26 protein-coding genes and 1 riboswitch are annotated in these 23,490 nt (G+C 72.6%); of the genes, 16 read left to right on the plus strand and 10 right to left on the minus strand.

What is annotated here, in order from left to right; translation table 11 throughout:
- Positions 1-6 precede the first annotated feature (6 nt).
- From IE145_RS05730 to IE145_RS05750, 5 genes are all read left to right on the plus strand, one after another.
- Positions 7-456: an SRPBCC family protein gene (locus IE145_RS05730; RefSeq protein WP_189519458.1), complete on the plus strand. Its 450-nt coding sequence runs from the start codon at positions 7-9 to the stop codon at positions 454-456.
- A gap of 5 nt (positions 457-461) precedes the next feature.
- Positions 462-1,649 carry an ArsA family ATPase gene (locus IE145_RS05735; RefSeq protein WP_189519460.1) on the plus strand — a complete coding sequence of 396 codons (1,188 nt, stop codon included), beginning with the start codon at positions 462-464 and terminating at the stop codon, positions 1,647-1,649.
- An 82-nt stretch (positions 1,650-1,731) separates the two neighbouring features.
- Complete coding sequence (locus IE145_RS05740) at positions 1,732-2,202, plus strand: DUF5304 domain-containing protein (RefSeq protein ID WP_189519462.1); 471 nt, start codon at positions 1,732-1,734, stop codon at positions 2,200-2,202.
- A 75-nt stretch (positions 2,203-2,277) separates the two neighbouring features.
- On the plus strand, positions 2,278-3,219 hold the full coding sequence (locus IE145_RS05745) for an ROK family glucokinase (protein ID WP_069737763.1): 942 nt from the start codon (positions 2,278-2,280) through the stop codon (positions 3,217-3,219).
- 79 nt (positions 3,220-3,298) lie between these two features.
- Entirely contained in the window at positions 3,299-4,054 is a 756-nt protein-coding gene (locus IE145_RS05750) for an endonuclease/exonuclease/phosphatase family protein (RefSeq protein WP_189519464.1), read from the plus strand.
- 1 nt (position 4,055) lies between these two features.
- Here IE145_RS05750 and IE145_RS05755 read toward each other — a convergent pair whose 3' ends face one another.
- Positions 4,056-4,751 carry a hypothetical protein gene (locus IE145_RS05755; RefSeq protein WP_189519465.1) on the minus strand — a complete coding sequence of 232 codons (696 nt, stop codon included), beginning with the start codon at positions 4,749-4,751 and terminating at the stop codon, positions 4,056-4,058.
- Positions 4,744-5,523 (minus strand): alpha/beta hydrolase, encoded by a 780-nt coding sequence (locus IE145_RS05760; RefSeq protein WP_189519467.1) that lies wholly within the window; start codon positions 5,521-5,523, stop codon positions 4,744-4,746. Before IE145_RS05760 ends, IE145_RS05755 begins: the two co-directional genes overlap by 8 nt.
- A 225-nt stretch (positions 5,524-5,748) precedes the next feature.
- On the opposite strand from IE145_RS05760, the gene IE145_RS05765 reads away from it, so the two are divergent.
- From IE145_RS05765 to IE145_RS05780, 4 genes are all read left to right on the plus strand, one after another.
- Positions 5,749-6,519, plus strand: coding sequence for a lysophospholipid acyltransferase family protein (locus IE145_RS05765; RefSeq protein WP_373296571.1), 771 nt, complete (start codon positions 5,749-5,751; stop codon positions 6,517-6,519).
- A gap of 30 nt (positions 6,520-6,549) precedes the next feature.
- Complete coding sequence (gene macS / locus IE145_RS05770; protein ID WP_189519469.1) at positions 6,550-7,803, plus strand: MacS family sensor histidine kinase; 1,254 nt, start codon at positions 6,550-6,552, stop codon at positions 7,801-7,803.
- Positions 7,800-8,504 carry a response regulator gene (locus IE145_RS05775; protein WP_189519471.1) on the plus strand — a complete coding sequence of 235 codons (705 nt, stop codon included), beginning with the start codon at positions 7,800-7,802 and terminating at the stop codon, positions 8,502-8,504. The genes macS and IE145_RS05775 overlap by 4 nt, the downstream gene beginning before the upstream one ends.
- 84 nt (positions 8,505-8,588) lie before the next feature.
- Positions 8,589-9,587 (plus strand): 2-hydroxyacid dehydrogenase, encoded by a 999-nt coding sequence (locus IE145_RS05780; RefSeq protein ID WP_189519473.1) that lies wholly within the window; start codon positions 8,589-8,591, stop codon positions 9,585-9,587.
- A gap of 186 nt (positions 9,588-9,773) precedes the next feature.
- Here IE145_RS05780 and IE145_RS05785 read toward each other — a convergent pair whose 3' ends face one another.
- Both IE145_RS05785 and IE145_RS33915 read right to left on the minus strand, forming a co-directional pair.
- A complete protein-coding gene (locus IE145_RS05785; RefSeq protein ID WP_189519475.1) occupies positions 9,774-11,723 on the minus strand; it encodes an anthranilate synthase family protein in 1,950 nt (649 codons plus the stop codon).
- 137 nt (positions 11,724-11,860) lie between these two features.
- Positions 11,861-11,929, minus strand: a complete 69-nt coding sequence (locus IE145_RS33915) for a trp operon leader peptide (protein ID WP_106429850.1) — start codon at positions 11,927-11,929, stop codon at positions 11,861-11,863.
- Between the two features lie 103 nt (positions 11,930-12,032).
- On the opposite strand from IE145_RS33915, the gene IE145_RS05795 reads away from it, so the two are divergent.
- Together IE145_RS05795 and IE145_RS05800 are read left to right on the plus strand one after the other, a co-directional pair.
- On the plus strand, positions 12,033-13,379 hold the full coding sequence (locus tag IE145_RS05795) for a class II 3-deoxy-7-phosphoheptulonate synthase (RefSeq protein WP_189519819.1): 1,347 nt from the start codon (positions 12,033-12,035) through the stop codon (positions 13,377-13,379).
- Between the two features lie 164 nt (positions 13,380-13,543).
- Positions 13,544-13,786, plus strand: coding sequence for a (2Fe-2S)-binding protein (locus IE145_RS05800; protein ID WP_189519477.1), 243 nt, complete (start codon positions 13,544-13,546; stop codon positions 13,784-13,786).
- A 22-nt stretch (positions 13,787-13,808) separates the two neighbouring features.
- Here the strand turns inward: IE145_RS05800 and bfr are convergent, their stop codons facing one another.
- Positions 13,809-14,288, minus strand: coding sequence for a bacterioferritin (bfr, locus tag IE145_RS05805; RefSeq protein ID WP_003969666.1), 480 nt, complete (start codon positions 14,286-14,288; stop codon positions 13,809-13,811).
- Positions 14,289-14,446: 158 nt separating this feature from the next.
- Here bfr and IE145_RS05810 point away from each other — a divergent pair, with 158 nt between their 5' ends.
- Entirely contained in the window at positions 14,447-15,079 is a 633-nt protein-coding gene (locus IE145_RS05810; protein WP_189519479.1) for a sulfite oxidase-like oxidoreductase, read from the plus strand.
- A 7-nt stretch (positions 15,080-15,086) separates the two neighbouring features.
- Here IE145_RS05810 and IE145_RS05815 read toward each other — a convergent pair whose 3' ends face one another.
- The 5 genes from IE145_RS05815 to thiO all read right to left on the minus strand — a co-directional run bounded on the left by IE145_RS05815 (position 15,087) and on the right by thiO (position 20,391).
- A complete protein-coding gene (locus tag IE145_RS05815; RefSeq protein ID WP_189519481.1) occupies positions 15,087-15,956 on the minus strand; it encodes a deoxyribonuclease IV in 870 nt (289 codons plus the stop codon).
- Positions 15,957-15,962: 6 nt separating this feature from the next.
- On the minus strand, positions 15,963-17,897 hold the full coding sequence (gene pknB, locus IE145_RS05820) for a Stk1 family PASTA domain-containing Ser/Thr kinase (protein ID WP_189519483.1): 1,935 nt from the start codon (positions 17,895-17,897) through the stop codon (positions 15,963-15,965).
- A 198-nt stretch (positions 17,898-18,095) separates the two neighbouring features.
- On the minus strand, positions 18,096-18,890 hold the full coding sequence (locus IE145_RS05825) for a thiazole synthase (RefSeq protein ID WP_189519485.1): 795 nt from the start codon (positions 18,888-18,890) through the stop codon (positions 18,096-18,098).
- A 2-nt stretch (positions 18,891-18,892) separates the two neighbouring features.
- The gene (gene thiS / locus IE145_RS33305) at positions 18,893-19,192 is read right to left on the minus strand and encodes a sulfur carrier protein ThiS (RefSeq protein WP_229825365.1); all 300 of its coding nucleotides are present in this window, start codon (positions 19,190-19,192) and stop codon (positions 18,893-18,895) included.
- Positions 19,189-20,391 (minus strand): glycine oxidase ThiO, encoded by a 1,203-nt coding sequence (thiO, locus tag IE145_RS05835; protein WP_189519488.1) that lies wholly within the window; start codon positions 20,389-20,391, stop codon positions 19,189-19,191. Before thiO ends, thiS begins: the two co-directional genes overlap by 4 nt.
- Positions 20,388-20,501, minus strand: a riboswitch (TPP riboswitch). (Overlaps the previous gene by 4 nt.)
- Before the next feature lie 50 nt (positions 20,502-20,551).
- Between thiO and IE145_RS05840 the strand changes: the two genes are divergently transcribed.
- The 4 genes from IE145_RS05840 (at position 20,552) to thiE (ending at position 23,401) form a co-directional block, all read left to right on the plus strand.
- Complete coding sequence (locus tag IE145_RS05840) at positions 20,552-20,896, plus strand: avidin-fold protein (RefSeq protein ID WP_189519490.1); 345 nt, start codon at positions 20,552-20,554, stop codon at positions 20,894-20,896.
- 118 nt (positions 20,897-21,014) lie between these two features.
- The gene (locus IE145_RS05845; protein ID WP_229825380.1) at positions 21,015-22,190 is read left to right on the plus strand and encodes an NAD(P)/FAD-dependent oxidoreductase; all 1,176 of its coding nucleotides are present in this window, start codon (positions 21,015-21,017) and stop codon (positions 22,188-22,190) included.
- Positions 22,191-22,271: 81 nt separating this feature from the next.
- Entirely contained in the window at positions 22,272-22,637 is a 366-nt protein-coding gene (locus IE145_RS05850; protein ID WP_069737780.1) for an Rv2175c family DNA-binding protein, read from the plus strand.
- 104 nt (positions 22,638-22,741) lie between these two features.
- Positions 22,742-23,401, plus strand: coding sequence for a thiamine phosphate synthase (gene thiE, locus IE145_RS05855; protein WP_189519494.1), 660 nt, complete (start codon positions 22,742-22,744; stop codon positions 23,399-23,401).
- The last annotated feature ends 89 nt before the right edge of the window (positions 23,402-23,490 follow it).

Genomic DNA, 23,490 nt, shown 5'->3' on the forward strand with positions numbered 1-23,490 from the left:
ACGGCGATGGCTGAACACACCAGCTCGAGCATCACGATCGAGGCGGCGCCGGCCGACGTCATGGGCGTGATCGCCGACTTCGCCCGCTACCCGGAGTGGACCGGCGAGGTCAAGGAGGCCGAGGTCCTCTCCACCGACGCCCAGGGCCGCGCCGAGCAGGTCCGCCTCGTCCTGGACGCCGGGGCGATCAAGGACGACCACGTCCTCGCCTACACCTGGACCGGCGAGAACGAGGTCAGCTGGAGCCTCGTCAAGTCCCAGATGCTGCGCTCCCTGGACGGCACCTACGCCCTCGCCCCCCTCGCCGGCGGCGAGCGCACCGAGGTCACCTACCGGCTCGCCGTCGACGTCAAGATCCCGCTGCTCGGCATGATCAAGCGCAAGGCCGAGAAGGTCATCATCGACCGCGCCCTCGCCGGTCTGAAGAAGCGCGTCGAGTCCGCCCCCCAGGCCTGAGCGACGTGCGTACGGTCCTGGTCACCGGCCCCGGCGGCGCGGGCCGTACCACCGTCGCGGCGGCCACCGCACTGGCCGCCGCCGACGACGGCAGCCGCACCCTGCTGCTCTCCGCCGAGGCCATACCCGGCCTCCCGGCCGGCACCGGACCCACCCCGGTCACCGACCGCCTCGACCACGTCCGCATCGACTCCGGCGAGCACTTCCGCGCCGAGCTCACCGAGCTGCAGAACCGTGCCTCCGGCGTCCTCGACCTCCTCGGCGCGGGCCGGCTGGAGGGCGAGGAGGTCACCGAACTCCCCGGCTCCCCGCAGCTCGCCCTGCTGCACACCCTGCGCCGGGCCGTGGCGGGCGATCTGACCGGCTACGGCACCCTCGTCGTCGACCTCCCGCCGCTGACCGAGGCCCTGGCCCTGCTCGCCCTCCCCGAACAGCTCCGCCGCTATCTGCGCCGGCTGCTCCCCGCCGAACGCCAGGCCGCCCGCGCCCTGCGCCCCGTCCTCGCCCAGCTCGCCGGGGTCCCGATGCCCGCGCAGTGGCTGTACGAGGCCGCCGCCCGCAAGGACGAGGAGCTGGCCGACGTCCAGGCCCTCATCGAGGACGGAGCCACCACGCTCCGGCTGGTCGCCGAGCCAGGACCGGCCGCCGAGGACGCCCTGCGCACCGCCCGGACCGGCCTCGCCCTGTACGGACTGACCGCCGATCTGCTGGTCGCCTCCCGGGTACTGCCCCGGCACTCCGTGGACCCCTGGTTCGCCGCGCTCGCCGCCCGGCAGGAGAAGTGCCTGGACCACTGGCACCAGGACCTGGCCCCCGGTCTCCCCGTGCACGAGGCCGCCCACCTGGGCCGCGACCCCGAGGGCGCGGGTGACCTGGCCGGACTGGGGATCCCCGCCCCCGACGACCGGACGCCCGGCCGGACCGGCGACCCCTGGTGGACCGAGGAGGAGCGGGACACCGACGACGGCACCACGACCATCGCCTGGTGCCTGCCGCTGCCCGGGGCCGCCAAGGAGGACCTGCGCCTGGTCCGCCGGGGCGACGAACTGCTCCTGACCGTCGGCCCCTTCCACCGGATCGTGCGGATCGCCTCCGCGCTGCGCCGCTGCACCGTCTCCGGCGCGGCCCTGGCCGACGGGGTGCTGCGGGTACGGTTCACCCCGGACCCGGCCCTGTGGCCGCGTACCTCCTGAACGCCGTGCGGCCGTTCGGGTAACGTCGGTAGTACGTGAACCGCAGGCCGACCGTCGGCCGCCCGCGTCGCAGGAGTCCGCCATGAGTGAAGCCACCGATCGTCCCGTCGACGGCGACGCGTGGGCCGACGCCTGCGCCGAGGACCTCGCGGCCGAGCAGGCCCGCCGCCGCGCGCAGTACGGCCCGCAGCCCGGATCCGCCGCCGAGGAGCTGCGCAAGCTGGTCGACGCCGTCGCCGACAAGGTCTCCTCGCTCCAGACCCCGCTGCTCGGCGTCGCCGCCCAGGGCGCGGTCCAGCAGGCCATCCGGCAGGCCAGGTCCGCCGTCGAACCGGTCATCGAACGCAACCCCCAGGTCTTCGACCACCTCGCCGCGGCGGGCAACGAACTGCTGGCCGCCTACCGCTCCGCGGTCGAGGGCCAGGAGAGCCGCTGGACCCGCACCACCGAGGGCGCGTCGGGCGGCCCCGGCCCCTCGAAGAAGGCCGCCGACGACCCGTCCGACCCCCGCGACGAGGGCCCTTCCGGTACCGAACGGATCGACCTGGACTGACCGGCTCCGGCCGGTGCCGGGCGCGGCCTCGGGTACGGTTGGCCCTAGCGGGGCTCGACCGAAACTGAGGGATTCATGGGACTCACCATCGGCGTCGATATCGGCGGCACGAAGATCGCGGCTGGAGTGGTCGACGAAGAGGGCCGGATCCTCTCGACGTTCAAGGTGGCGACCCCGCCGACGGCCGAAGGCATCGTCGACGCGATCTGCGCGGCGGTCGCCGGGGCGAGCGAGGGTCACGACGTGGAGGCCGTCGGCATCGGCGCCGCCGGCTACGTCGACGACAAGCGCGCCACCGTCCTCTTCGCACCGAACATCAACTGGCGTCACGAGCCGCTCAAGGACAAGGTCGAGCAGCGCGTCGGCCTGCCGGTCGTCGTCGAGAACGACGCCAACGCCGCGGCCTGGGGCGAATACCGCTTCGGGGCCGGCCAGGGCCACGACGACGTCATCTGCATCACGCTCGGCACCGGCCTCGGCGGCGGCATCATCATCGGCAACAAGCTGCGCCGCGGGCGCTTCGGCGTGGCCGCCGAGTTCGGCCACATCCGGGTCGTCCCGGACGGTCTGCTCTGCGGCTGCGGCAGCCAGGGCTGCTGGGAGCAGTACGCCTCCGGCCGCGCTCTCGTCCGGTACGCCAAGCAGCGCGCCAACGCCACCCCCGAGAACGCCGCCGTGCTGCTCGGCCTCGGCGACGGCTCGGTGGACGGCATCGAGGGCAAGCACATCAGCGAGGCCGCCCGCCAGGGCGACCCCGTGGCCACCGACTCGTTCCGCGAGCTGGCCCGCTGGGCCGGCGCCGGACTGGCCGACCTCGCCTCGCTGTTCGACCCGTCCGCGTTCATCGTCGGCGGCGGCGTCTCGGACGAGGGCGAGCTCGTCCTCGACCCGATCCGCAAGTCGTTCCGGCGTTGGCTGATCGGCGGCGAATGGCGCCCGCACGCCCAGGTGCTCGCCGCCCAACTCGGCGGCAAGGCGGGGCTGGTGGGCGCGGCCGACCTGGCCCGCCAGGGCTGAGTTCCGTACGGTACGACGCACCGGACGCCCGCCGCCGCCCTCCGGGGCAGCGGCGGGCGTCCGCCGTATCGTGGCCCGCATGGTCCTGACGCCGCTGCCCGACTCCCGTACCGAGCCGGACGGTTCAGCCGTGATCCGGGTGCTGAGCTACAACGTCCGCTCGATGCACGACGACACCGCCGCGCTGGCCCGCGTCATCCGCGCCTGCGCACCCGATCTGGTCCTCGTCCAGGAGGCCCCGCGCTTCTTCCGCTGGCGCAAGGCCGCCGCCCGGCTCGCGAAGAGCAGCGGCCTGGTGGTGCTGAGCGGCGGGGCCACCGCCGCCGGGCCCCTGCTGCTGTGCTCGCTGCGCGCGCGGGTCGAGCGCACCGAGGACGTCCTGCTGCCCCTCACCCCCGGCCTGCACCGCCGGGGCTTCGCCACCGCCGTCGTGCGGATCGCCGGTGCCCGGCTCGGGGTGCTGAGCTGCCATCTGAGCCTCCAGCGCGACGAACGCCTCGCCCAGGCCGACCGGCTGCTGGAGCAGCTCGCCTCGATGGGCGTGGAGCACGCGGTGGCCGGCGGCGACCTCAACGACGTGCCGACGGGGAAGGCGTTCCGGCGGCTCGCCGGAGAGCTCCAGGACTGCCGGGCCGTCGCCCCGTGGGGCGGCGAGCTGACGTTCCCGCCCGACGAGCCCCGCAAGCGCATCGACGCCGTCTTCGCCACCCCGGGCATCGAGGTGCTCGGCTGCGGGGTGCCGGCCGGGCTCCCCGGGGTCAGTGACACAGACCTGAGGGCGGCCACGGACCACCTGCCGGTCCTGGCCGCCCTCGGAGTGCCTGCCACGCGGTGAGCTAGACGACCGCGCCCCGCCCCGGGTCGCCGAAGGTGTCGTCATCGTCGTCGCTCGGCATCCGGGCCACCAGGGTGGCGAAGCCGCCGAGGAAGCCGCCGATGCAGATAGTGGTGAGCCACCATGTCATCTCCCACTGGAGCAGCACCGCGATCAGCATCAGCACCGGCCCGCCGATCACCGCGAGCCAGGCGAACTTCGCCGTGACGTCGGCCTCCGGCAGCGGCGGCGGCTCCGGGGGCACGAAGTGGCCCTCGTCGCCGTCGTCCGGCTGGTCGATGCCGTCGTCCTTGGACTCGGGCAGTTCGTAATCACGCGGGCCCGCGACGCCGGGCGCGAAGACCACCGAGCTGCCCAGCGGCTTCTTCTCCGGCGGCTTCGGGGGCGTCTTGCCGGACCCCTTGTCCGCCGGGTCACCGGCCGGGCCGTCGCCGGGCCCCGTCACATTGCGCTGGTCGTCCTCCAGCAGGGCCAGGTCCTCGACGGACTTGAACGGCTTGGCGCCCGGCGGGTCCGGCGGCTCCTCCCCGTACCCCGCGACGATCGCGGCCCACGCCGCGTCCTCGTCGATCGCCCGCTCCTGCTCCGCTCCCTCGGCCCCCGTCGGCTTCGTCCCCTCCGGGACGGCCGCCGGCTCCGTGGGGCGCGGTTCGCGCTCCTCGTCGCTGCCTGTGCGATCCGCGTCGTGCTCAGCCACCGGACGTGCTCCCCTTCATCCCGACGTTCGGTGCGAGACGGCCGATGAACCGGTAGCTCTCATCGAAGATCCGCTCCGCATCATGGTCCAACGTCGCCACGTGGTAGCTCTGTTCCAGCAGGATCTCGGAAACATCCGTGGAGGAGATCCGGCTGAGGATCCGCGCGCTGTCGGCGGGCGGCACGACATGGTCCTGCGGGCTGTGCAGCACCACCACCGGCTGGGTCACCTGGGGCAGCTCCCCGTCGACCAGCCGGAAGAACTTCCGCACCGAGTGGGCGCAGTGCAGCGGGACGCGGTCGTACCCCACCTCGTGGGAGCCGGGCAGCGCGATGTCGTCGGCCAGCCCCTTCGTCGTACGGACGAGATGGCGGGCGACCGGCAGCGCGTACGCCGAGAGGCCGTGCACCTTGTTGGCCGGGTTGACCAGCACCAGACCGCTGATCGCGTCCCCGTGCCTGGCCGCGAGCCGCAGGGACAGCGCGCCGCCCATGGACAGCCCGAAGACGAAGACCTGCTCGCACTTCTCGGTGAGGACCCGCAGCTCCCGGTCCACCTCCGCGTACCAGTCCTGCCAACCGGTGGCCGCCATGTCCTCCCAGCGGGTGCCGTGGCCCGGCAGCAGCGGCAGCGAGACCGTCAGTCCGCGCTCGGCGAGATAGTCGGCCCAGGGACGCAGCGACTGCGGGGATCCGGTGAAGCCGTGGCAGAGGAGGACGCCGACCTCTCCGCCCTCGTGGCGGAACGGCTCGGCTCCAGGGAGGACCGGCACCAGGGTCTCCTGTTCGTGGGACGGGGCGGGGGAGGACGCACCTGGGGGAGTGCTTGACGGATGACTTCACCGTACGCGACCGGACCGACACCGACCAGGGCCGTCACGCCCCCACGCGGCGCCCCGCACGGCCCGGCCCGGACGCCGGCGTCTCCCCATGCCGGGCGGCGGGCGCGACGACGGCACAGGCTAATCTCTAGCGACAGCACACAGGAGGAACCAGAGTTGATCTACGGCGCCATGAAGTTCTCCATCGGCGGGTCCCTGAAGCTCGCCTTCCGGCCGTGGGTGGAGGGCCTGGAGAACATCCCCGAGCGCGGGCCCGCGATCCTCGCCAGCAACCACCTCTCGTTCTCCGACTCGTTCTTCCTCCCGGCCGTGCTGGACCGCAAGGTCACGTTCATCGCCAAGGCCGAGTACTTCACCTCGCCCGGAGTGAAGGGCAAGCTCACCGCCGCCTTCTTCAAGGGCGTCGGCCAGCTCCCCGTCGACCGCTCCGGAGCGCGCGGCGCCGGTGAGGCGGCGATCCGGGCGGGCATCCAGGTCATCGAGAGCGGCAACCTCTTCGGCATCTACCCCGAAGGCACCCGCTCGCCCGACGGCCGCCTCTACCGCGGCAAGCCCGGCGGCCTCGCCCGGGTGGCCCTGGCCACCGGCGCCCCCGTCATCCCGGTCGCCATGATCGACACCGAGAAGATCCAGCCGCCCGGCCAGGTGGTGCCCAAGCTCATGCGCCCCGGCATCCGGATCGGCAAGCCGCTGGACTTCAGCCGCTACCAGGGCATGGACGGCGACCGCTTCATCCTGCGCTCGGTGACCGACGAGGTCATGTACGAGATCATGAAGCTCTCCGGCCAGGAGTACGTGGACATCTACGCCACCGCCGCCAAGCGCCAGATCGCCGACGAGGCGAAGGCCAGGGCCGAGGAAGCCAAGCGGGAGCGGAAGCAGGCCGCCGCGGGCAACGAGAACGGAACGGAACGGTCCGGCGCGTAACCGCGTCGTTCACCGTCCGGGGGGTGGGGCATGGCCAAGCGTGAGCGGGTCGTACGGATGTCGGTCGAGCTGCCGCTGTGGCGGGCGCTGACGGGCTACCGCGTCCTGACGATGGTCTACGCGGTACTGCTCGCGATCTTCGGCAAGGACAACTTCGGGCGGGAGAGGTTCGAGCGGCCCTGGATCGCCGTCGCCTATCTGGCGTTCCTCGCCGTGTGGACGCTCGCCACCCTGCCCAAGGTCCGCTCGGCGGCGAACTGCACCAAACGCTTCCTCGTCGCGGACCTCGTCGTCGCGCTGACCGGCATCCTGCTCACCCCGCTCGCCGACGTCGACTCCCAGACCTTCGACGGCCCGACGCTGCCGTCGATCTGGACGGCCGGCGCGGTCCTCGCCTTCGCCATCAAGGGCGGCTGGCGGTGGGCGGCCTTCGCCTCCACGTTCGTCGCCGCCGCCAACATCATCCAGCGCGGCGAGCCCAGCCGGGACACCTACCACAACGTCCTGCTGGTCTGGGTCGCCTCCATCGCCATCGGGTACGTCGTGGAGGTCGCCCGCGCCAGTGAGCGCACCCTCGCCCGCGCCCTGGAGATCGAGGCCGCCACCCGCGAACGCGAACGGCTCGCCCGCGACATCCACGACAGCGTGCTCCAGGTCCTCGCCATGGTCCAGCGCCGCGGCACCGCCATCGGCGGCGAGGCGGCCGACCTGGGCCGGATGGCCGGGGAGCAGGAGGTCGCCCTGCGCACCCTGGTCTCCAGCGGTCTGGTGCCCCCCACCCGGGTCTCGGAGGACGCCGCCGAGGGCGCCGTGGTCCGCACGGTCGAGGTCGACGAGAAGGCGGACCCCGCCGACCGGGCCCCCTGCGACCTGCGCGCCCTGCTCGCCCCGCACGCCGGGTCCCGGACGAGCTTCGCCGAGCCGGGTGCCCCGGTCCTGCTTCCCGCCGTCTCCGCCCGGGAGCTGGCCGCCGCCGTCGGCGCCGCCCTGGACAACGTCCGGGTGCACGCGGGCCCGGACGCCCAGGCGTGGATCCTGGTCGAGGACGAGCCGGACGAGGTGATCGTCACCGTCCGGGACGACGGCCCCGGCATCCCCGAGGGACGGCTCGCCCAGGCGGAGGGGGAGGGGCGGCTCGGGGTGGCGCTCTCCATCCGGGGCCGGCTGCGCGACCTGGGCGGCACGGCAGAGCTGATCTCGGTGCCCGGACAGGGCTGCGAGGTCGAATTGAAGGTTCCCAAAGCACCGAAGGTTTCCCGGGGGAAGGCAGGAACGGGCCGATGAGCACGCAGAACACACCACAGGACGCGCAGGGGGCGGCGGACCGGCCCATCAGGGTCATGGTCGTCGACGACCACCCCATGTGGCGCGACGCGGTCGCCCGCGACCTGACCGAGTCCGGCTTCGACGTCGTCGCGACCGCCGGGGACGGCCCGCAGGCGGTCCGCCGGGCCAAGGCGGTGAGCCCGGACGTCCTGGTCCTCGACCTGAACCTCCCCGGCATGCCCGGCGTCCAGGTCTGCAAGGAGCTCGTCGGCTCCCACCCCGGCCTGCGCGTCCTGGTCCTCTCCGCGAGCGGTGAGCACGCCGACGTCCTGGAGGCGGTGAAGTCCGGGGCCACCGGCTATCTCCTGAAGTCCGCCTCCACCCAGGAGCTGACCGACGCCGTCCGCTCCACCGCGGCCGGCGACCCGGTCTTCACCCCGGGCCTGGCCGGTCTGGTCCTCGGCGAGTACCGCCGGCTCGCCTCCGACCCCGCACCCGTGGCGTCCGACGAGCCCAAGGCGCCCCAGCTCACCGACCGGGAGACCGAGGTGCTGCGGCTGGTCGCCAAGGGACTCTCGTACAAGCAGATCGCCGAACGCCTGGTGATCTCTCACCGCACGGTCCAGAACCATGTGCAGAACACCCTCGGCAAACTCCAGCTGCACAACCGGGTGGAGCTGGTGCGGTACGCCATCGAGCGCGGCCTCGACGACGTCTGATCCGGCGGGGGCGGGGCCGTGGCCGTATATTCGCGCTGACCGGCCCTGCCCTGCTCCGTCCCCAGACACAGCTCGGGAGAACCCGTGGAAATCCTGGCCTTCGGTGTGCAGTCCGACGAGAAGCCCCTGATCGAGAGGGCCTTCGAGGGGCTGCACGAGGTCCGCTGCCTCGACGTCTTCCTCAACCGGGACACCGCCCCCATCGCGGCCGGCCACGAGATCATCTCCACCAGCGTCAACGCCGACCTGAGCGCCCCGGTGCTCCAGACGCTCGCCGCGGGCGGCACGCAGATGATCGCCCAGCGCTCCACCGGCTTCAACAACATCGACCTGGAGGTCGCCGAGCGGCTCGCCCTGCGCGTCGCCCGGGTCTCGTACTACTCGCCGTACTCGGTCGCCGAATTCGCCTGGACCCTCGCCATGGCGGTCAACCGGCGCATCATCCGGGCCGCGAGCCGCACCCGGGACTTCGACTTCCGCCTCGACGGGCTGCTCGGCCGGGACATGCGCGGCCGGACCGCCGGCGTGCTCGGCACCGGCAAGATCGGCGAGGCGTTCACCCGGATCGCCCACGGCTTCGGCATGAAACTGCTCGGCTGGGACGTCGTGGAGAACCCGGCCTGCGTCGAGCTGGGCATGGAGTACGTGGAGAAGGAGCGGCTGTTCGCCGAGGCCGACCTCATCAGCCTGCACGTACCGCTGCTGCCCGCCACCCAGCACATCATCGACGAGGGCGCCCTCAAGGCGATGAAGGACGACGCGATCCTCGTCAACTCCAGCCGCGGCGGCCTCATCGACACCTCCGCCCTGGTCACCGAACTCCGCGCGGGCCGTTTCCTCGGCGTCGGACTCGATGTGTACGAGGCGGAGGCCGGGCTGTTCTTCCTCGACAAGTCCCTGGAGGGCATCGACGACGACACCCTCGCCCGCCTGGTGACCTTCCCCAACGTCGTCGTCACCTCGCACCAGGCGTACTACACCGAGGACGCGGTGGGCCAGATCATCGACGCGACCGTCGAGAACGTCACCGACTACCTGGCCCGCCGCCACAGCGAGAACGTCCTCGTACCGAGGACTCCCTAGGACCTGTCGTCACACTGCCGTCTGCCGCGCGACGCCCGGCACGCACGCTCGCGGCGTTGCCCAAATGCCCTGGTAGCTCCGCTACAAGACCATTCAGGCGCCTTGCGATCGCACGCACCGGACGCCGCGCGGCCGCCCTCCGGGCGACGACGGCAGTGTGACGACAGGACCTGGCGGAGCCCCGCCTCAGCCCGCCACGGGCAGCCCCGCCAGCAGCTCCGTCACGATCGCCGAGCCCCGCACGGTCAGCACCGACTCCGGGTGGAACTGCACCGAGGCGAAGCCCGGCCCGCGCAGGGCGTGCAGCTCCCCGCTCTCCTCGTCCCGGCTCACCTCGACCCCGTGCGTGGCCAGCTCGGCGGCGGCCGAACCGTCGCAGCGGGCGGTGAAGCTGTTGTAGAACCCCACCGTCTCCGGCCGCCCGAACAGCTCGATCCGGGTCTGCGCCCCCTGGTACGGCACCGCCTTGCGGACGATCTCCAGGCCCAGCTCCGCCGCGATCAGCTCGTGCCCGAGGCAGACCCCCAGCAGCCCGTGCCGGTGGTCGCGCAGCAGCTCGGCGGCGATCTCCCGCAGCAGCCGCATCTTCGGGTCGGTGAGGTCACCCGGGTTCCCCGGGCCGGGGCCCAGCACCACGGGCCCCTCGTGCGCCCGGACCACCTCGCGCAGCCCCGGTTCGTCGTAGCGGCGCACCGAGACGTCAAGACCGGACGCCCGCAGCAGATGGGCGAGCATCGCGGTGAACGTGTCCTCGCCGTCCACCACCAGGGCGTGCCCGGACAGGTCCCGGACGCGCTCCTGCATCCGCAGCCAGAACGGGGCGAGCCCGCCGCGCCGGTCGTCCAGCGCCGCCTGCACCCGGGGGTCGGAGGCCAGCCGCGGCCCGTCCGCCTCCGCCGCCGGACGGCCAGGCCGCACCCCGAGGGCGGCCAGCACCCCGGCCGCCTTGGCGTGCGTCTCGGCGACCTCGCCCGCCGGATCCGAGTGGCGTACGAGCGTGGCCCCGACCGGCACCTTCAGCGAACCGTCGGGGGCGATGTCGGCGGTACGGATCAGGATCGGCGAGTCCAGCGTCTGCGCCCCGTTCGCGTCCCGGCCCAGCAGGGCCAGCGCCCCCGCGTAGTAGCCGCGGCCCCCGGACTCGTACCGCTCGATCACCCGGCACGCGTTCTGCACCGGGGAACCGGTCACGGTCGCCGCGAACATGGTCTCGCGCAGCACGTCCCGCACGTCCAGCGAGGACTTCCCGCGCAGCTCGTACTCGGTGTGCGCGAGGTGGGCCATCTCCTTGAGCCGGGGCCCGACCACCACCCCGCCCATGTCTCCCACCGTGCACATCATCTTCAGCTCCTCGTCGACCACCATGGACAGCTCCTCGCTCTCCTTGCGGTCGCCGAGGAACGCCAGCAGGCTCTGCGCGGTCGGCCCCTCCGGCGGGTAGCGGTACGTCCCGCTGATCGGGTTCATCACGACCGTCCCGCCCGACATCCGCACATGCACCTCGGGGCTGGCGCCCACCAGGGTCCGCCCACCCGTCGCGCGCCGCCGCCCCGGGACGGAGGGCTCCTCGGGCCCGCTGCCGCCCGTGTGCACCACGAACGTCCAGTACGCGCCCCGCTCGCCCGCCAGCAGCCGCCGGAACAGCGCCAGCGCGTCCGCCCGCCCGAAGCCGGGGATCTCGCCCCGGAACGTCCGCCGGATCACGAAGTTCGCGCCCTCGCCCTGCCCGATCTCGTCCCGGATCACCCGCCGCACGATGTCCGCGTACTCCTCGTCCGGCACATCGAAGCCGCGGTCCGACACGGTCACGTCATGCGCGGGCAGCGCCGCCAGCACCTCCGCGAGCTCCAGCTCATGAAACTCGTCGGCGACCAGCACGCTCAGCGGCGTGCCGTCGTCGCGGACGTCGAAGCCGCGCTCGGCGATCTGCCGGAACGGCACCAGGGCCAGCGCGGGCGCCGGGCCCACCGGCAGATCGGCCAGCCGGTCAGCCTCCCGCACCCCGCCGATCAGCAGTTCGACGTGATCGTGGTCACGGCCGGGCGTCCGGCGGCGCAGCAGAGCGAACGGCGGGGCGTCCTCCGCCAGCAGCCGGCCGATGAGGGCGGAGGCGGATCGGGACGAGGTCTGGGACATGGGAGCAGCTTCCTTCCGGACGGTCCGTACGGAGGGCCCACAGGGGATCCGCACGGGGTTCACAGGGAGAGGAACGGCTCCTGGAAACAGAAAAGGCCGCCCCTCGGGCGGCCTTCGCGAAGTGTCAGCGCGATGAATCAGCGGGCCGCCGGATGAGCGGTCCACCACCAGTTCTGGATCGAGATCTGGATCTGTTGCGTCGACATGCCCCGACCCTAGCGGACGATCCGGGCACCGAAGCGGGTGTCTCACCCATTGAGCGTCCGGATGGATGCCTCCCCGGGACCCCGTAATGTTGTGCACGTGACCGTGAACGCCAATACCTCCGTCGCCGGTGGCAACACCTGGCGAGACCTTCCCGCGGCGCAGCAGCCCGAGTACCCCGACTCCGAGGCGCTGCGCGATGTACTCGCGGACCTCGCGTCGTATCCGCCGCTCGTCTTCGCGGGCGAGTGCGACCAGCTGCGCGCCCGTCTGGGAGCCGTCGCCAAGGGCGAGGCGTTCCTGCTCCAGGGTGGCGACTGCGCCGAGGCCTTCGACGCCGTGTCCGCCGAGCACATCCGGGCCAAGCTGAAGACGCTGCTCCAGATGAGCGCCGTCCTGACCTACGCCGCCTCCGTGCCGGTCGTCAAGGTCGGCCGGATCGCGGGCCAGTACTCCAAGCCGCGCTCCAAGCCGACCGAGACCCGCGACGGCGTGACCCTGCCGACCTACCGCGGCGACTCGGTGAACGGCTTCGCCTTCACCGAGAAGGACCGGGTCCCGGACCCGGCGCGGCTGAAGCAGATGTACCACGCGTCCTCCTCCACGCTGAACCTGGTGCGCGCCTTCACCACCGGCGGTTACGCCGACCTGCGCCAGGTCCACGCCTGGAACCAGGACTTCGTGAAGTCGTCCCCCGCCGGCCAGCGCTACGAGGCGCTGGCCCGCGAGATCGACAGCGCGCTCAACTTCATGAAGGCGTGCGGCACCGACCCGGCCGAGTTCAAGGCGGTCGAGTTCTACGCCTCGCACGAGGCGCTGCTGCTGGACTACGAGACGGCGCTGACCCGCACCGACTCGCGCACCGGCGAGCTGTACGACACGTCCGGCCACATGGTCTGGATCGGTGAGCGCACCCGCCAGATGGACGGCGCGCACATCGAGTTCGCCTCGAAGGTCCGCAACCCCATCGGCATCAAGCTCGGCCCGACGACCACCGTCGACGAGGCGCTCGGCTACATCGACCGCCTCGACCCCGAGCGCGAGCCCGGCCGGCTGACCTTCATCGTCCGCATGGGCGCCGACAAGGTCCGCGACAAGCTCCCCGAGCTGGTCGAGAAGGTCACCGCCTCCGGTGCGACCGTCGCCTGGGTGACCGACCCCATGCACGGCAACACCTTCGAGGCCGCCTCCGGCCACAAGACGCGCCGCTTCGACGACGTCCTGGACGAGGTCAAGGGCTTCTTCGAGGTCCACAAGGGCCTCGGCACCCACCCGGGCGGCATCCACGTGGAGCTGACCGGCGACGACGTCACCGAGTGCGTGGGCGGCGGCCACGAGATCTTCGTGGACGATCTGCACCAGCGCTACGAGACGGCCTGCGACCCCCGGCTCAACCGCAGCCAGTCGCTCGACCTGGCCTTCCTCGTCGCCGAGATGTACCGCGACCAGTAAGAAGTCTGCACCGGACGCACCTGTGGGGCACGGATCGATGTGATCCGTGCCCCACAGTCGTACCCAGGGCTTTTACGCCACCCGGGGGACGGGTAAGGTTAGGTTAGCCTCACCGATCAAGACGGGGACGGCGCCAGCGACCGACCCGCAGGGAGGTGAACCGCATGTACGTCTGCTCCTGCTTCGGCGTCACCGAGGCCCAGGTCAAGAAGCATGCGGACGCCGGTGCCTGCACACCCCGGCAGATCGCGTCGGCCTGCAAGGCCGGCACGGACTGCGGTGGATGTGTGCGCCGTATCCAGGCCCTGCTGGGACGCGGTGACTGCCCGCGCCGCGAGCTGCTCGACCAGCGGCAGGAACCCGTGGTCGCCGCCGTCACGAGCCCGGTCCTCTCCGACGCCGCCTGACGGTCGTCCCCGACCGCCCGGGTCAGCTCTCCGGCTGCTCGATCAGCTGGGCGATGTAGAGCGGCTCACCGAGCTTCTCGACCAGCTCCAGCTGGGTGTCGAGATAGTCGATGTGGTGCTCCTCGTCCTCCAGGATCGACTCGAAGATGTTCGCGGAAGTGATGTCGCCCTTGCCGCGCATCACTTCGATGCCGCGCTTGAGGCGGTCGATCGCCTCCACCTCGACCTGGCGGTCCGCCTGGAACATCTCGGTGACCGTCTGGCCCACCCGGACGTGGAACAGCCGCTGGTAGTTCGGCAGCCCGTCCAGGAACAGGATCCGGTCGGTGAGGATCTCGGCGTGCTTCATCTCGTCGAACGACTCGGCCCGGGTGTACTTGGCGAGCTTGGTCCACCCGAAGTTCTCCTGCATCTTCGCGTGCAGGAAGTACTGGTTGATGGCAGTCAATTCGGCGGTCAGCTGCTCATTGAGAAACTCAAGGACCTCGGGGTCGCCCTGCATGGCAAAGGCTCCTTCCAACCGGTGATCGATCTGGCAAGTTGGCCAGATCCTCGCACCGCGCTCAGCGACCGTCCAGTAAGTGCACGCTTAGTACGAGTTGCCCCCATGCGGGTCCTCCCTGGTCATGACCACCCCTGCCTGTCTGTCACCATGGAGACATGGGTCAGCCGGAAAGCCGGGAGAATCGCGGAGCAGAGCAGTCGGAGCTTCCACCAGGACAGCGACTGCAGCGCGGATGGCCGGTCACCCACTACGGGCCCGTTCCCAAGTTCAAGCCCGACCGCTGGGAGTTCCGGGTCTTCGGGGCCACCGCCGACGGCGAGAAGCACTGCTGGAGCCACCAGGACTTCTCGGCGCTGCCGTTCTCCTCCGTCGTCGCCGATCTGCACTGCGTGACGAAGTTCAGCATGCTCGGCGCCGAATGGGGCGGAGTCCCGGCGAGTGCGATCCTCGCACTGGCGCCGCCCGCCCCCGACGCCACCCATGTGATGGTCTGGGCCGAGTACGGCTTCTCCTCGAACCTGCGCCTGGCCGACTTCGCCTCCGAGCGCACCCTCTTCGCCACCCACAAGGACGGCGAACTCCTCACCGCCGAGCACGGCTTCCCGCTCCGCCTCGTCGTCCCGCACCTGTACGCCTGGAAAGGCCCCAAATGGGTCCGCGGCATCGAGTACATGACGGCGGACCGGCGCGGATTCTGGGAGGAGCGGGGCTACCACAACATCGGCGACCCCTGGTCCGAGCAGCGCTACTCCTACCAGGAGGAGCCGGGGGACGGCCCCGAGCTGTAGCGGAGCCTCACCTGCGGGTGCCGCGCAGCTCCTTCAGCCGGGCCACGTCCGCCGCGTGCCCCTCCTTGCCGCCGGGCGTCTCGATGATCAGCGGTACGCCCTCGGTCGCCGGATGGGCGAACAGCTCGGCGAACGGCTCCGCCCCGATATGACCGGCGCCGATGTTCTCGTGCCGGTCCTTGTGGGCGCCCACGACGTCCTTGGAGTCGTTGGCGTGGATCAGCTTCAGCCGCCCCTCGCCGACCGTCTCCACCAGCAGGTCCAGCGTCTGCCGCATCCCCGACGGACCGGTCAGGTCGTGTCCGGCGGCGTAGATGTGGCAGGTGTCCAGGCAGATGCCCAGCTTCGGATGGGAGTCCAGCGCCTCGAAGTACGGCCCGAAGTCCCAGGTCCGGGAGCAGAGCGAGAAGCCCTGGCCCGCCGTCGACTCCAGCAGCAGATCCGGGTCGTCGTCATGGGTCAGCTCGTCCAGCAGCGGCCGCATGTGCTCCCGCACCTGGGCCAGCGCCTCGGCGCGCGGCCGCCCGCCGGTCGCCGAACCGGTGTGCACCACCACACCCAGCGCGCCGATCTCCCGGGCCCGCCGCAGCGAGTGGCGCAGGGACTCCACGGACCTCTCCACCGTCGCCTCGGTGTGCGAGCCGAAGTTGATCAGATACGGGGCGTGGACGTACGCCGGCATCGAGGCCGCCGCGCACTCGGCACGGAACAGCTCGTCCTGCGCCGGGTTCCCGGCGGGCGTCGCCCAGCCGCGCGGATTCGCCACGAAGACCTGCACGGTCTCCGCCGCCAGCTCGCGCGCGTACTCCAGGCCCACCTTGGCGAGGCCGCCGGCCACCGGGACATGCCCGCCCACCGGGTTCCGCAGAGAATCCATCAGGTTCTAGAACCCCTTGGTCTTGATGGTGATCGTGGAGCCCTCGGGGGCCTGCTCGCCGCCGTCGACGGACTGGCTCGCGATCGTGTCGCTGAAGGACAGGAACGGCCGGTCGACCTTCACCTCGAAGCCCGCCTCCTCCAGGGTGCTCCGTGCCTCGTCGACGTCCCGGCCGGTGACGTCGGGGACGTCCAGCATCCGGGGGCCCTTGGAGAGGGTCAGCTGGATCGTGTCGCCCTCGGCGGCCTCGGTCCCCTCGCCGGGGGACTGCTCGGCCACATCGCCCGCGGCCTCGCGGGAGTGGACCCGGCCGGGCAGCACCTCGGCCTTCAGCCCCTCGGCCGCCAGCTCGGCGGTGGCGTCCTCGGCGGAGAGCCCGGTGACGTCCGGGACGTCGATCGGGGCGCCCTTGCTGACGACGAGCGCCACGGCCGTGTCCGGATTGCGGTCCGTACCGGCGCGGGGATCCGTGCGGATCACCTTGCCCCGGTCCACGTCCTCGCTGAACTCCCTGGTCACCATCCCCGGGACCAGGCCCACCTTCTTCAGGGAGCGCCGGGCGTCCGCGAGGGAAGCACCCGCCACATCGGGCACCCGCACGATCTCCGGGCCCCGTGAGACGACGAGCTTCACCGAGCCGTTGCCCCGGATCCGGTCGCCCGAGGCGGGCTCGCTGCTGACGACCTCGCCCCGCTCGACCGTGTCGCTGAAGACCCGGTCCACGCCCTTCAGCCCGAGCCCGGCGTCCGCGAGCCGCTTCTCGGCGGTCTGCTGGGTCTGCCCGAGCAGCGAGGGGACCTGGGTGAACTGGCCGGAGTTGATGTACCAGACGCCCGTGCCGATCCCCAGGGTGAGCAGGACGGCGGCGAGCGCGATGATCAGCTTGCGGTGCGGCCCGGCGAACGGGCCACGTCGGCCGGCCGGGCGCCGGGGCGCGGCATCGACTCCCGCCGGAGGCATCGCCAGGCGGCTGGTGCGGTGCACCCCGGCCCCGTCGCCGTCCTCCGGGAGGGCCCGCGGGATCACGCTCGTACGGTCGTCCGCGCCGTCGTGGGAGTCCGACAGCGCCTGCGGCGGTACGGCGTCCAGCTCGGCGTCGGTCAGCCCGGCGCGGGCCTCACGGGTCTCGGCCAGCAGCAGCACCGCGTCGTGCGGGCGCACCTCTGGGTTGCGGGCGGTCGCGCTCGCCACCAGGGAGTCCAGCGCGACCGGGAGCCCCGGCACGACGGCGGACGGGGGCGGGACGTCGGCGTTCAGGTGCTGGTAGATGACCTGGGCGGCGTTCTCGCCGGTGTGCGGCTTGGCGCCGGTGAGCATCTCGTACAGCACGACCCCGCAGGCGTACACATCGCTGCGGGTGTCGGCGGTGCCGTGCTCGATCTGCTCGGGGGCCAGATACGACACCGTGCCCAGCAGCGAGCCGGTGGTGTCGGTGGCCGTGCCGACCGCCCTGACCAGGCCGAAGTCGGCGACCTTCACCCGGCCGTCGTCCCCTATCAGGACGTTCTCCGGCTTCATGTCGCGGTGCACGAACCCGGCCCGGTGCGCGGCGCCGAGCGCGGCGAGGACCGGCTCCAGGATGTCCAGCGCCGCCCGGGGCTGGAGGGCCCCGCGCTCGCGCAGCACGTCGCGCAGGGTGCAGCCCGCCACGTACTCCATCGCGAGGTAGACGTACGCGCCCTCGGCGCCTTGGTCGAAGACCGCGACCACGTTGGGGTGCGCCAGGCGGGCCACCGACTTGGCCTCCCGGATGAAGCGCTCGACGAACGAGACGTCGGTGGCGAGCGCCGGGTGCATCACCTTGAGGGCGAGCACCCGGTCCAGGCGGGTGTCCACGGCCCGGTAGACCGTGGCCATCCCGCCGACGGCGATGCGCGCCTCGATGCGATACCGGCCGTCGAGCAGTTGCCCGACGAGCGGGTCCTGGAGGGTCGTGTCCACCCCGAGAGTCTACGAGCCGCCACCGACACCCCGGACGGGCCGGGGCACCCCCGGGGCCGTTCTGCAGCCGATCCGTGACAGGGACACGTCCCTTGGTCACGCCCCCGGGTGGCCGGCCCGTGCGGGGACAATTCAAGCCCCTCCGGCGATCGAGGAGCGGGGGTCCGGGGGCGGCGCCCCCGATCACGTACCCGGCGCTCAGAACGCAGGCCGCTCCGGGTCGAACACCGCCCGCCCGTCCACCGGCGACGACGCCTCGGCGAAGTGCCGGCGAGGAATCCGGCCCGCCCGGTACGCGAGCCGACCGCCCTCCACCGCGTGACGCATCGCACCCGCCATCAGCTCCGGCTCCTGCGCCCGGGTCACCGCCGAGGCGAGCATCACGGCGGCGCACCCCAGCTCCATCGCCTGCGCCGCGTCCGAGGCGGTCCCGGCCCCCGCGTCGAGGATCACCGGCACCCCGGCCCGCTCCACGATCAGCTCGAAGTTGTGCGGGTTGCGGATGCCGAGCCCGGAGCCGATGGGGGAGCCCAGCGGCATGATCGCCGCGCACCCCGCATCCTCCAGCTTCCGGGCGAGGACCGGGTCGTCGTTGGTGTACGGCAGCACCGTGAACCCGTCGTCGACCAGGATCTCCGCCGCGTCCAGCAGCTCGATCGGGTCGGGCAGCAGGGTCCGCTCGTCGGCGATCACCTCCAGCTTCACCCAGTCCGTGCCGAGCGCCTCCCGGGCCAGCCGGGCGGTCAGCACCGCCTCGCCCGCGGTGAAGCAGCCCGCGGTGTTCGGCAGGACCTGGATGGAGAGCCGCTCCAGCACCGAGAGCACCGATCCCCGCACGGTCGGGTCGAGCCGGCGCATCGCGACCGTGGTCAGCTCGGTGCCCGACGCGATCAGCGCGCGCTCCAGCACCTCCAGGCTCGGGGCCCCGCCCGTGCCCATGATCAGCCGGGACCCGAACGTGGCCGGTCCCAGCGTGAAGACGTCGTCCGACATGGTCAGCCTCCCTGTACGGCGGTCAGGATCTCGACACGGTCGCCGTCGCCGAGCGTCGTGGCCGCCCACCGGCCGCGCGGGACGACGCTCTCGTTGACCGCTGCGGCGACCCCGGACGGGGCCCGGGTGAGCGTGCCGACCAGGGCGTCCAGACCGGTCCCGGCGGGAACGGCACGGGCTTGCCCGTTCACCGAGACGGAAACGGTGGCGGCTGTGGTGCCTTCGGGTACGGGGGTGCCTTCGGGTACGGGGGTGGCTTCCGGTACGGCGTCGGCTTCCGGCGCTGCTGGCTGCTGGCTCATACGGGCTGCTCCTGGAGTACGGGGGCGGCGGGTCCGAAGCGGCCGGGGGCGAAGGGCCGGGCCGGCTCGGGCAGCTCGCCGGTGGTCAGGACGTCGGCCATCGCGTCCCCGGTGACCGGTGTCAGCAGGACGCCGTTGCGGTGGTGGCCGGTGGCGAGCAGGAGACCGGGCAGGGCGGTCGGGCCGAGCAGCGGGGCGTTGTCGGGCGACGCGGGACGCAGACCGGCCCGGGTCTCGGTGAGCGGCAGCTCCGTGATGCCCGGCACCAGCTCATGGGCGTCGCGCAGCAGCTCGTACACCCCGCCGGCGGTGACCGTGGTGTCCCAGCCCATCTCCTCGCTGGTGGCGCCGACGACCAGCTCGCCGTTCTCGCGCGGTACGAGGTAGAGGTGGCCGCCCCGGACCACGGCGCGCACGGTACGGCTGAGGAAGGGGGCGTACGCCGGGGGCACGGTGAGCCGGAGGACCTGGCCCTTGACCGGGCGGACCGGCGGCACGAGCTCCGGCGGAAGCCCCGCGAGCCGGCCGCTGAGGCTGCCCGCGGCGAGCACGACCTGATCGGCGGCGAACTCCGTACCGTCGCCCAGCGCCGCCCCGGTGGCCCGGCCCCCGCCGACGGTGAGCCGCTCGGCGGTCGTCCGGCGGAACGCGACCCCGGCCCGCTCGCACGCCGTCAGCAGCGCCGAGGCGAGGCGGCGCGGGTCCACCTGGTGGTCGCCGTCGACCCGGAGGCCGCCCCGGACGCCGGGAGCGAGCATCGGTTCCAGCCGCCGGCACTCCCGGCCGGTCAGCCAGACCGACTCCAGGACCGAACGCTCCTGGAGGGCGTGCAGTTCGCGCAGATGCGCCCGGTCGTCGGAGTCCAGGGCGACGGCGAGCGTGCCGCAGCTCCGGAAACCGGTGTCCCGGCCGCTCGCCTCCTCCAGCTCCCCGACGAACGCCGGATAACGGGCGGCGGAGGCCAGGTTGAGCCCGAGCAGCGTCTGCTCGCCGTAGTGCAGTTCGGTGACGGCGGCCAGCATGCCCGCCGCGACCTGTGCGGCGCCGCCGCCCGGTGCGGGATCGGCCACGGTGACGGTCAGCCCGCGCTGCGCGGCCCGCCACGCGGTGACCAGGCCGATGATGCCGCCCCCGATGACGAGGACGTCGGATCCGGAGGTTCTCGTCGAGGCTCCTGAGGCGTTCCCCGAGGCGCACATGGGTGTCCAACCCCTCCCTTCGCCGGCATGACCCGGAGCAGGTTCGTACGGTCGGAGGCCGGCCAGCCTCCCTCTCAGCCCGGTGCGTCCGGGCTCCCGCGAGTGTTCTACGTTGGCCACCCTAAACCCACCCGCTTTCGCCCAGTAAGGGAGCAGCCCCATGGCCCGTTCGCTCGACGGACTCGTCCTCGCGCCCGTCGCCGACCAGGCCCCGGGCCAGGTCGGCACCCGCACCCGCTTCACGTACCACGAGCGGGACGGCCGGATCTGGGCCGAGTACACGGGCGGTGACGTGGTCCGCGGCCATCTCGTCGGCACCCGGGACGGGGACGCGCTGGACTTCCGCTACGTCCAGCTCAAGCAGGACGGAACGACCTCCTCCGGGCACTGCCTCTCCACCGTCGTCGATCTCGCGGACGGCCGGGTCCGGCTGGAGGAACGGTGGCAGTGGGAGTCCCAGGAGGGCAGCGGGACGAGCGTGGTGGAGGAAGTGGCCTCCTTCTGACGGCCGTCGTCCCACCGGCCATCTTTCTGACGTGTCATCAGGTGATTAAGGTGGACGGGTGAGCGAGCAGCAGACGGAGAAGAGTCCCGCCCGGAACGTCGTGATCGTCGGCGCGGGCATGGCAGGCGTGCAGAGCGCCGTCGCCCTGCGCGAGGCGGGCTTCACCGGCCCCGTCACCCTGATCGGTGCCGAGCCCCACCAGCCCTACGACCGCCCGCCGCTGTCCAAGGCCGTGCTGCTGGGCAAGGCCGAGGACTCCGCCTTCGACGTCGACTTCGAGGCGCTGGACATCACCCTGCGCCTCGGCCTGGACGTCACCGCCCTGCGCGCCGCCGCCCATGTGCTGGACACCGCCGAGGGGCCCGTCCCCTACGACTCCCTCGTCCTCGCGACCGGCGCGGAGCCCCTCGCCCTGCCCGGCACCGAGGGCGTGCCCGGCGTCCATCTGCTGCGCACCCTCGACGACGCCGCCCGGCTGCGGCCCGTCCTGGAGCGGCAGCACGACGTGGTCGTCGTCGGCGCGGGCTGGATCGGCGCGGAGTTCGCCACCGCCGCCCGCGCCGCGGGCTGCGCCGTCACCGTCGTCGAGGCCGCGGCCCGCCCGCTCGCGGGCACCCTGCCCGCCGAGGTGGCCGCCCCGATGGCCGCCTGGTACGCCGAGAGCGGCGCCGAACTCCTCACCGGGGCCCGGGTCGAGCGCGTCGAGGAGGGCGCCGTGATCCTCGCGGACGGCCGCGCCCTGCCCGCCGGGGCCGTGGTCGTCGGCATCGGCGCGCGCCCCGCCACCGGCTGGCTGGCGGGCTCCGGGATCGCGCTCGGCCAGGACGGCTCGGTCACCGCCGACAGCGCCCTGCGCACCTCGCTGCCCGATGTGTACGCGGTCGGCGACTGCGCCTCCTTCCCCTCCGCCCGCTACGGGAGGCGCCTCCTGGTCCACCACTGGGACAACGCCCTCCAGGGGCCGCGCACCGCGGCCGCCGCGATCATGGCGGCGGAGAGCGGCGGACCGCTCCCGGTCCACGACCCCGTCCCGTACTTCTGGTCCGAGCAGTTCGGCCGCTTCGTGCAGTACGCCGGACACCACGCCGACGCCGACACCCTGCTGTGGCGCGGCACCGCGGCGGACGCGGCCTGGTCGGTGTGCTGGCTGAGCGAGGGCGCGCTCGTCGCCGTGCTCGCCGTGGGCCGCCCGCGCGATCTGGCCCAGGGGCGCAGGCTCATCGAGTCGGGGGCCGTCCTCGACCCGGAGAAGGCCGCCGACCCCGCCGTACCGCTGAAGTCCGCCGCCCTCTGACCGCCCCGGCGGCCGGCGCCGGCACCCCCGTACGGTCGGCCCGGCTACCGGCTGTCAGTCCCAGGTGGCACGCTTGTCCCTGTGACCGAGATTGACGCAAAGACCGATGCTCTCGTCCCTGCCTGGCTCCACCTCCCCGACATCGCCGAGATGCTCGATGTCGAGGTGACCCGCGTACGCCAGCTGGTCAAGGAGGGCCAGCTCATCGCCGTACGCCGTGGTGAGAACCGGACGCTCCAGGTGCCCGCCGCCTTCATCGACGGCGACAAGGTGGTCAAGGGCCTCTCCGGCACCCTGACCCTCCTGAAGGACGACGGCTTCTCCGAGGAAGAGATGCTGGAGTGGCTCTTCACTCCCGACCCGACCCTGCCCGGCACACCCGCGCAGGCGCTGAGCGAGAATCGCGGGACGGAGGTGAAGCGCCGCGCCCAGGCGCTCGCCGTCTGACCGATACGACAGGAAGCGGTGCGCGGGCCGTCCGACACGGCCCGCGCACCGTCACGACCACGGCGGATTCCGCTCCGCCGTGACGACCACGGGGGAGCTCCACGATGTCCACGCCGCCCACGCCGCGCGAGCAGCTGTCCGACGCCCGGCTCTACCTGTGCACGGACGCCCGCAAGCGCCAGGGCGACCTCCCCGCCTTCCTGGACGCCGTGCTCGCCTCCGGCGTCGACATCGTCCAGCTCCGGGACAAGGGCATGGAGGCCGCGGAGGAGCTGGACCACCTCGCGCTCTTCGCCGACGCCTGCCGCCGGCACGGCAAGCTCCTCGCCGTGAACGACCGCGCCGACGTCGCCCACGCCATCGGCGCCGACGTCCTCCACCTCGGCCAGGGCGACCTGCCCGTCCCCGCCGCCCGCGCGATCATCGGCGGCGGCCGGCTGATCGGCCGCTCCACCCACGCCGAGGCCGAGGTCGACGCCGCCGTCGCCCAGGACGGCGTGGACTACTTCTGCACCGGCCCCTGCTGGCCCACCCCCACCAAGCCCGGCCGCCACGCCCCCGGCCTCGACCTCGTGCGCTACGCCGCCTCGCTCGGCAGCCGGCGCCCCTGGTTCGCGATCGGCGGGATCGACGCGGGCAATCTGGACCAGGTGCTGGACGCCGGGGCCCGCCGCGTCGTCGTCGTCCGGGCGATCACCGAGGCCGACGACCCGGCCGCCGCCACCGCCGAACTGGCCCGCCGCGTCCGGGAACACACGGTCTGAACCCCGGGTGCACGGGCGACGGGCAGCCCGGGGCCGCTGTCCGGGAGTGTCCGAGGAGTGGACAACACTCCGGCAAAACCAGACAAAGT

It is taken from the genome of Streptomyces sindenensis (genome assembly GCF_014649035.1).
GTDB classification, from domain to species: domain Bacteria; phylum Actinomycetota; class Actinomycetes; order Streptomycetales; family Streptomycetaceae; genus Streptomyces; species Streptomyces sindenensis.

What these genes read in the sequence shown, in the direction of transcription:
- IE145_RS05810 (WP_189519479.1), top strand. Translation starts at nt 14,447, where the DNA reads ATGGGTCAGCCGGAAAGCCGGGAGAATCGCGGAGCAGAGCAGTCGGAG.
- thiO (WP_189519488.1), bottom strand. Translation starts at nt 20,391, where the DNA reads ATGTGCGCCTCGGGGAACGCCTCAGGAGCCTCGACGAGAACCTCCGGA.
- IE145_RS05750 (WP_189519464.1), top strand. Translation starts at nt 3,299, where the DNA reads ATGGTCCTGACGCCGCTGCCCGACTCCCGTACCGAGCCGGACGGTTCA.
- IE145_RS05815 (WP_189519481.1), bottom strand. Translation starts at nt 15,956, where the DNA reads ATGGATTCTCTGCGGAACCCGGTGGGCGGGCATGTCCCGGTGGCCGGC.
- IE145_RS05825 (WP_189519485.1), bottom strand. Translation starts at nt 18,890, where the DNA reads ATGTCGGACGACGTCTTCACGCTGGGACCGGCCACGTTCGGGTCCCGG.
- IE145_RS05730 (WP_189519458.1), top strand. Translation starts at nt 7, where the DNA reads ATGGCTGAACACACCAGCTCGAGCATCACGATCGAGGCGGCGCCGGCC.
- bfr (WP_003969666.1), bottom strand. Translation starts at nt 14,288, where the DNA reads ATGCAGGGCGACCCCGAGGTCCTTGAGTTTCTCAATGAGCAGCTGACC.
- thiS (WP_229825365.1), bottom strand. Translation starts at nt 19,192, where the DNA reads ATGAGCCAGCAGCCAGCAGCGCCGGAAGCCGACGCCGTACCGGAAGCC.
- macS (WP_189519469.1), top strand. Translation starts at nt 6,550, where the DNA reads ATGGCCAAGCGTGAGCGGGTCGTACGGATGTCGGTCGAGCTGCCGCTG.
- IE145_RS05775 (WP_189519471.1), top strand. Translation starts at nt 7,800, where the DNA reads ATGAGCACGCAGAACACACCACAGGACGCGCAGGGGGCGGCGGACCGG.
- IE145_RS05845 (WP_229825380.1), top strand. Translation starts at nt 21,015, where the DNA reads ATGGCAGGCGTGCAGAGCGCCGTCGCCCTGCGCGAGGCGGGCTTCACC.
- IE145_RS05800 (WP_189519477.1), top strand. Translation starts at nt 13,544, where the DNA reads ATGTACGTCTGCTCCTGCTTCGGCGTCACCGAGGCCCAGGTCAAGAAG.
- IE145_RS05745 (WP_069737763.1), top strand. Translation starts at nt 2,278, where the DNA reads ATGGGACTCACCATCGGCGTCGATATCGGCGGCACGAAGATCGCGGCT.
- thiE (WP_189519494.1), top strand. Translation starts at nt 22,742, where the DNA reads ATGTCCACGCCGCCCACGCCGCGCGAGCAGCTGTCCGACGCCCGGCTC.
- IE145_RS05785 (WP_189519475.1), bottom strand. Translation starts at nt 11,723, where the DNA reads ATGTCCCAGACCTCGTCCCGATCCGCCTCCGCCCTCATCGGCCGGCTG.
- IE145_RS05740 (WP_189519462.1), top strand. Translation starts at nt 1,732, where the DNA reads ATGAGTGAAGCCACCGATCGTCCCGTCGACGGCGACGCGTGGGCCGAC.
- IE145_RS05840 (WP_189519490.1), top strand. Translation starts at nt 20,552, where the DNA reads ATGGCCCGTTCGCTCGACGGACTCGTCCTCGCGCCCGTCGCCGACCAG.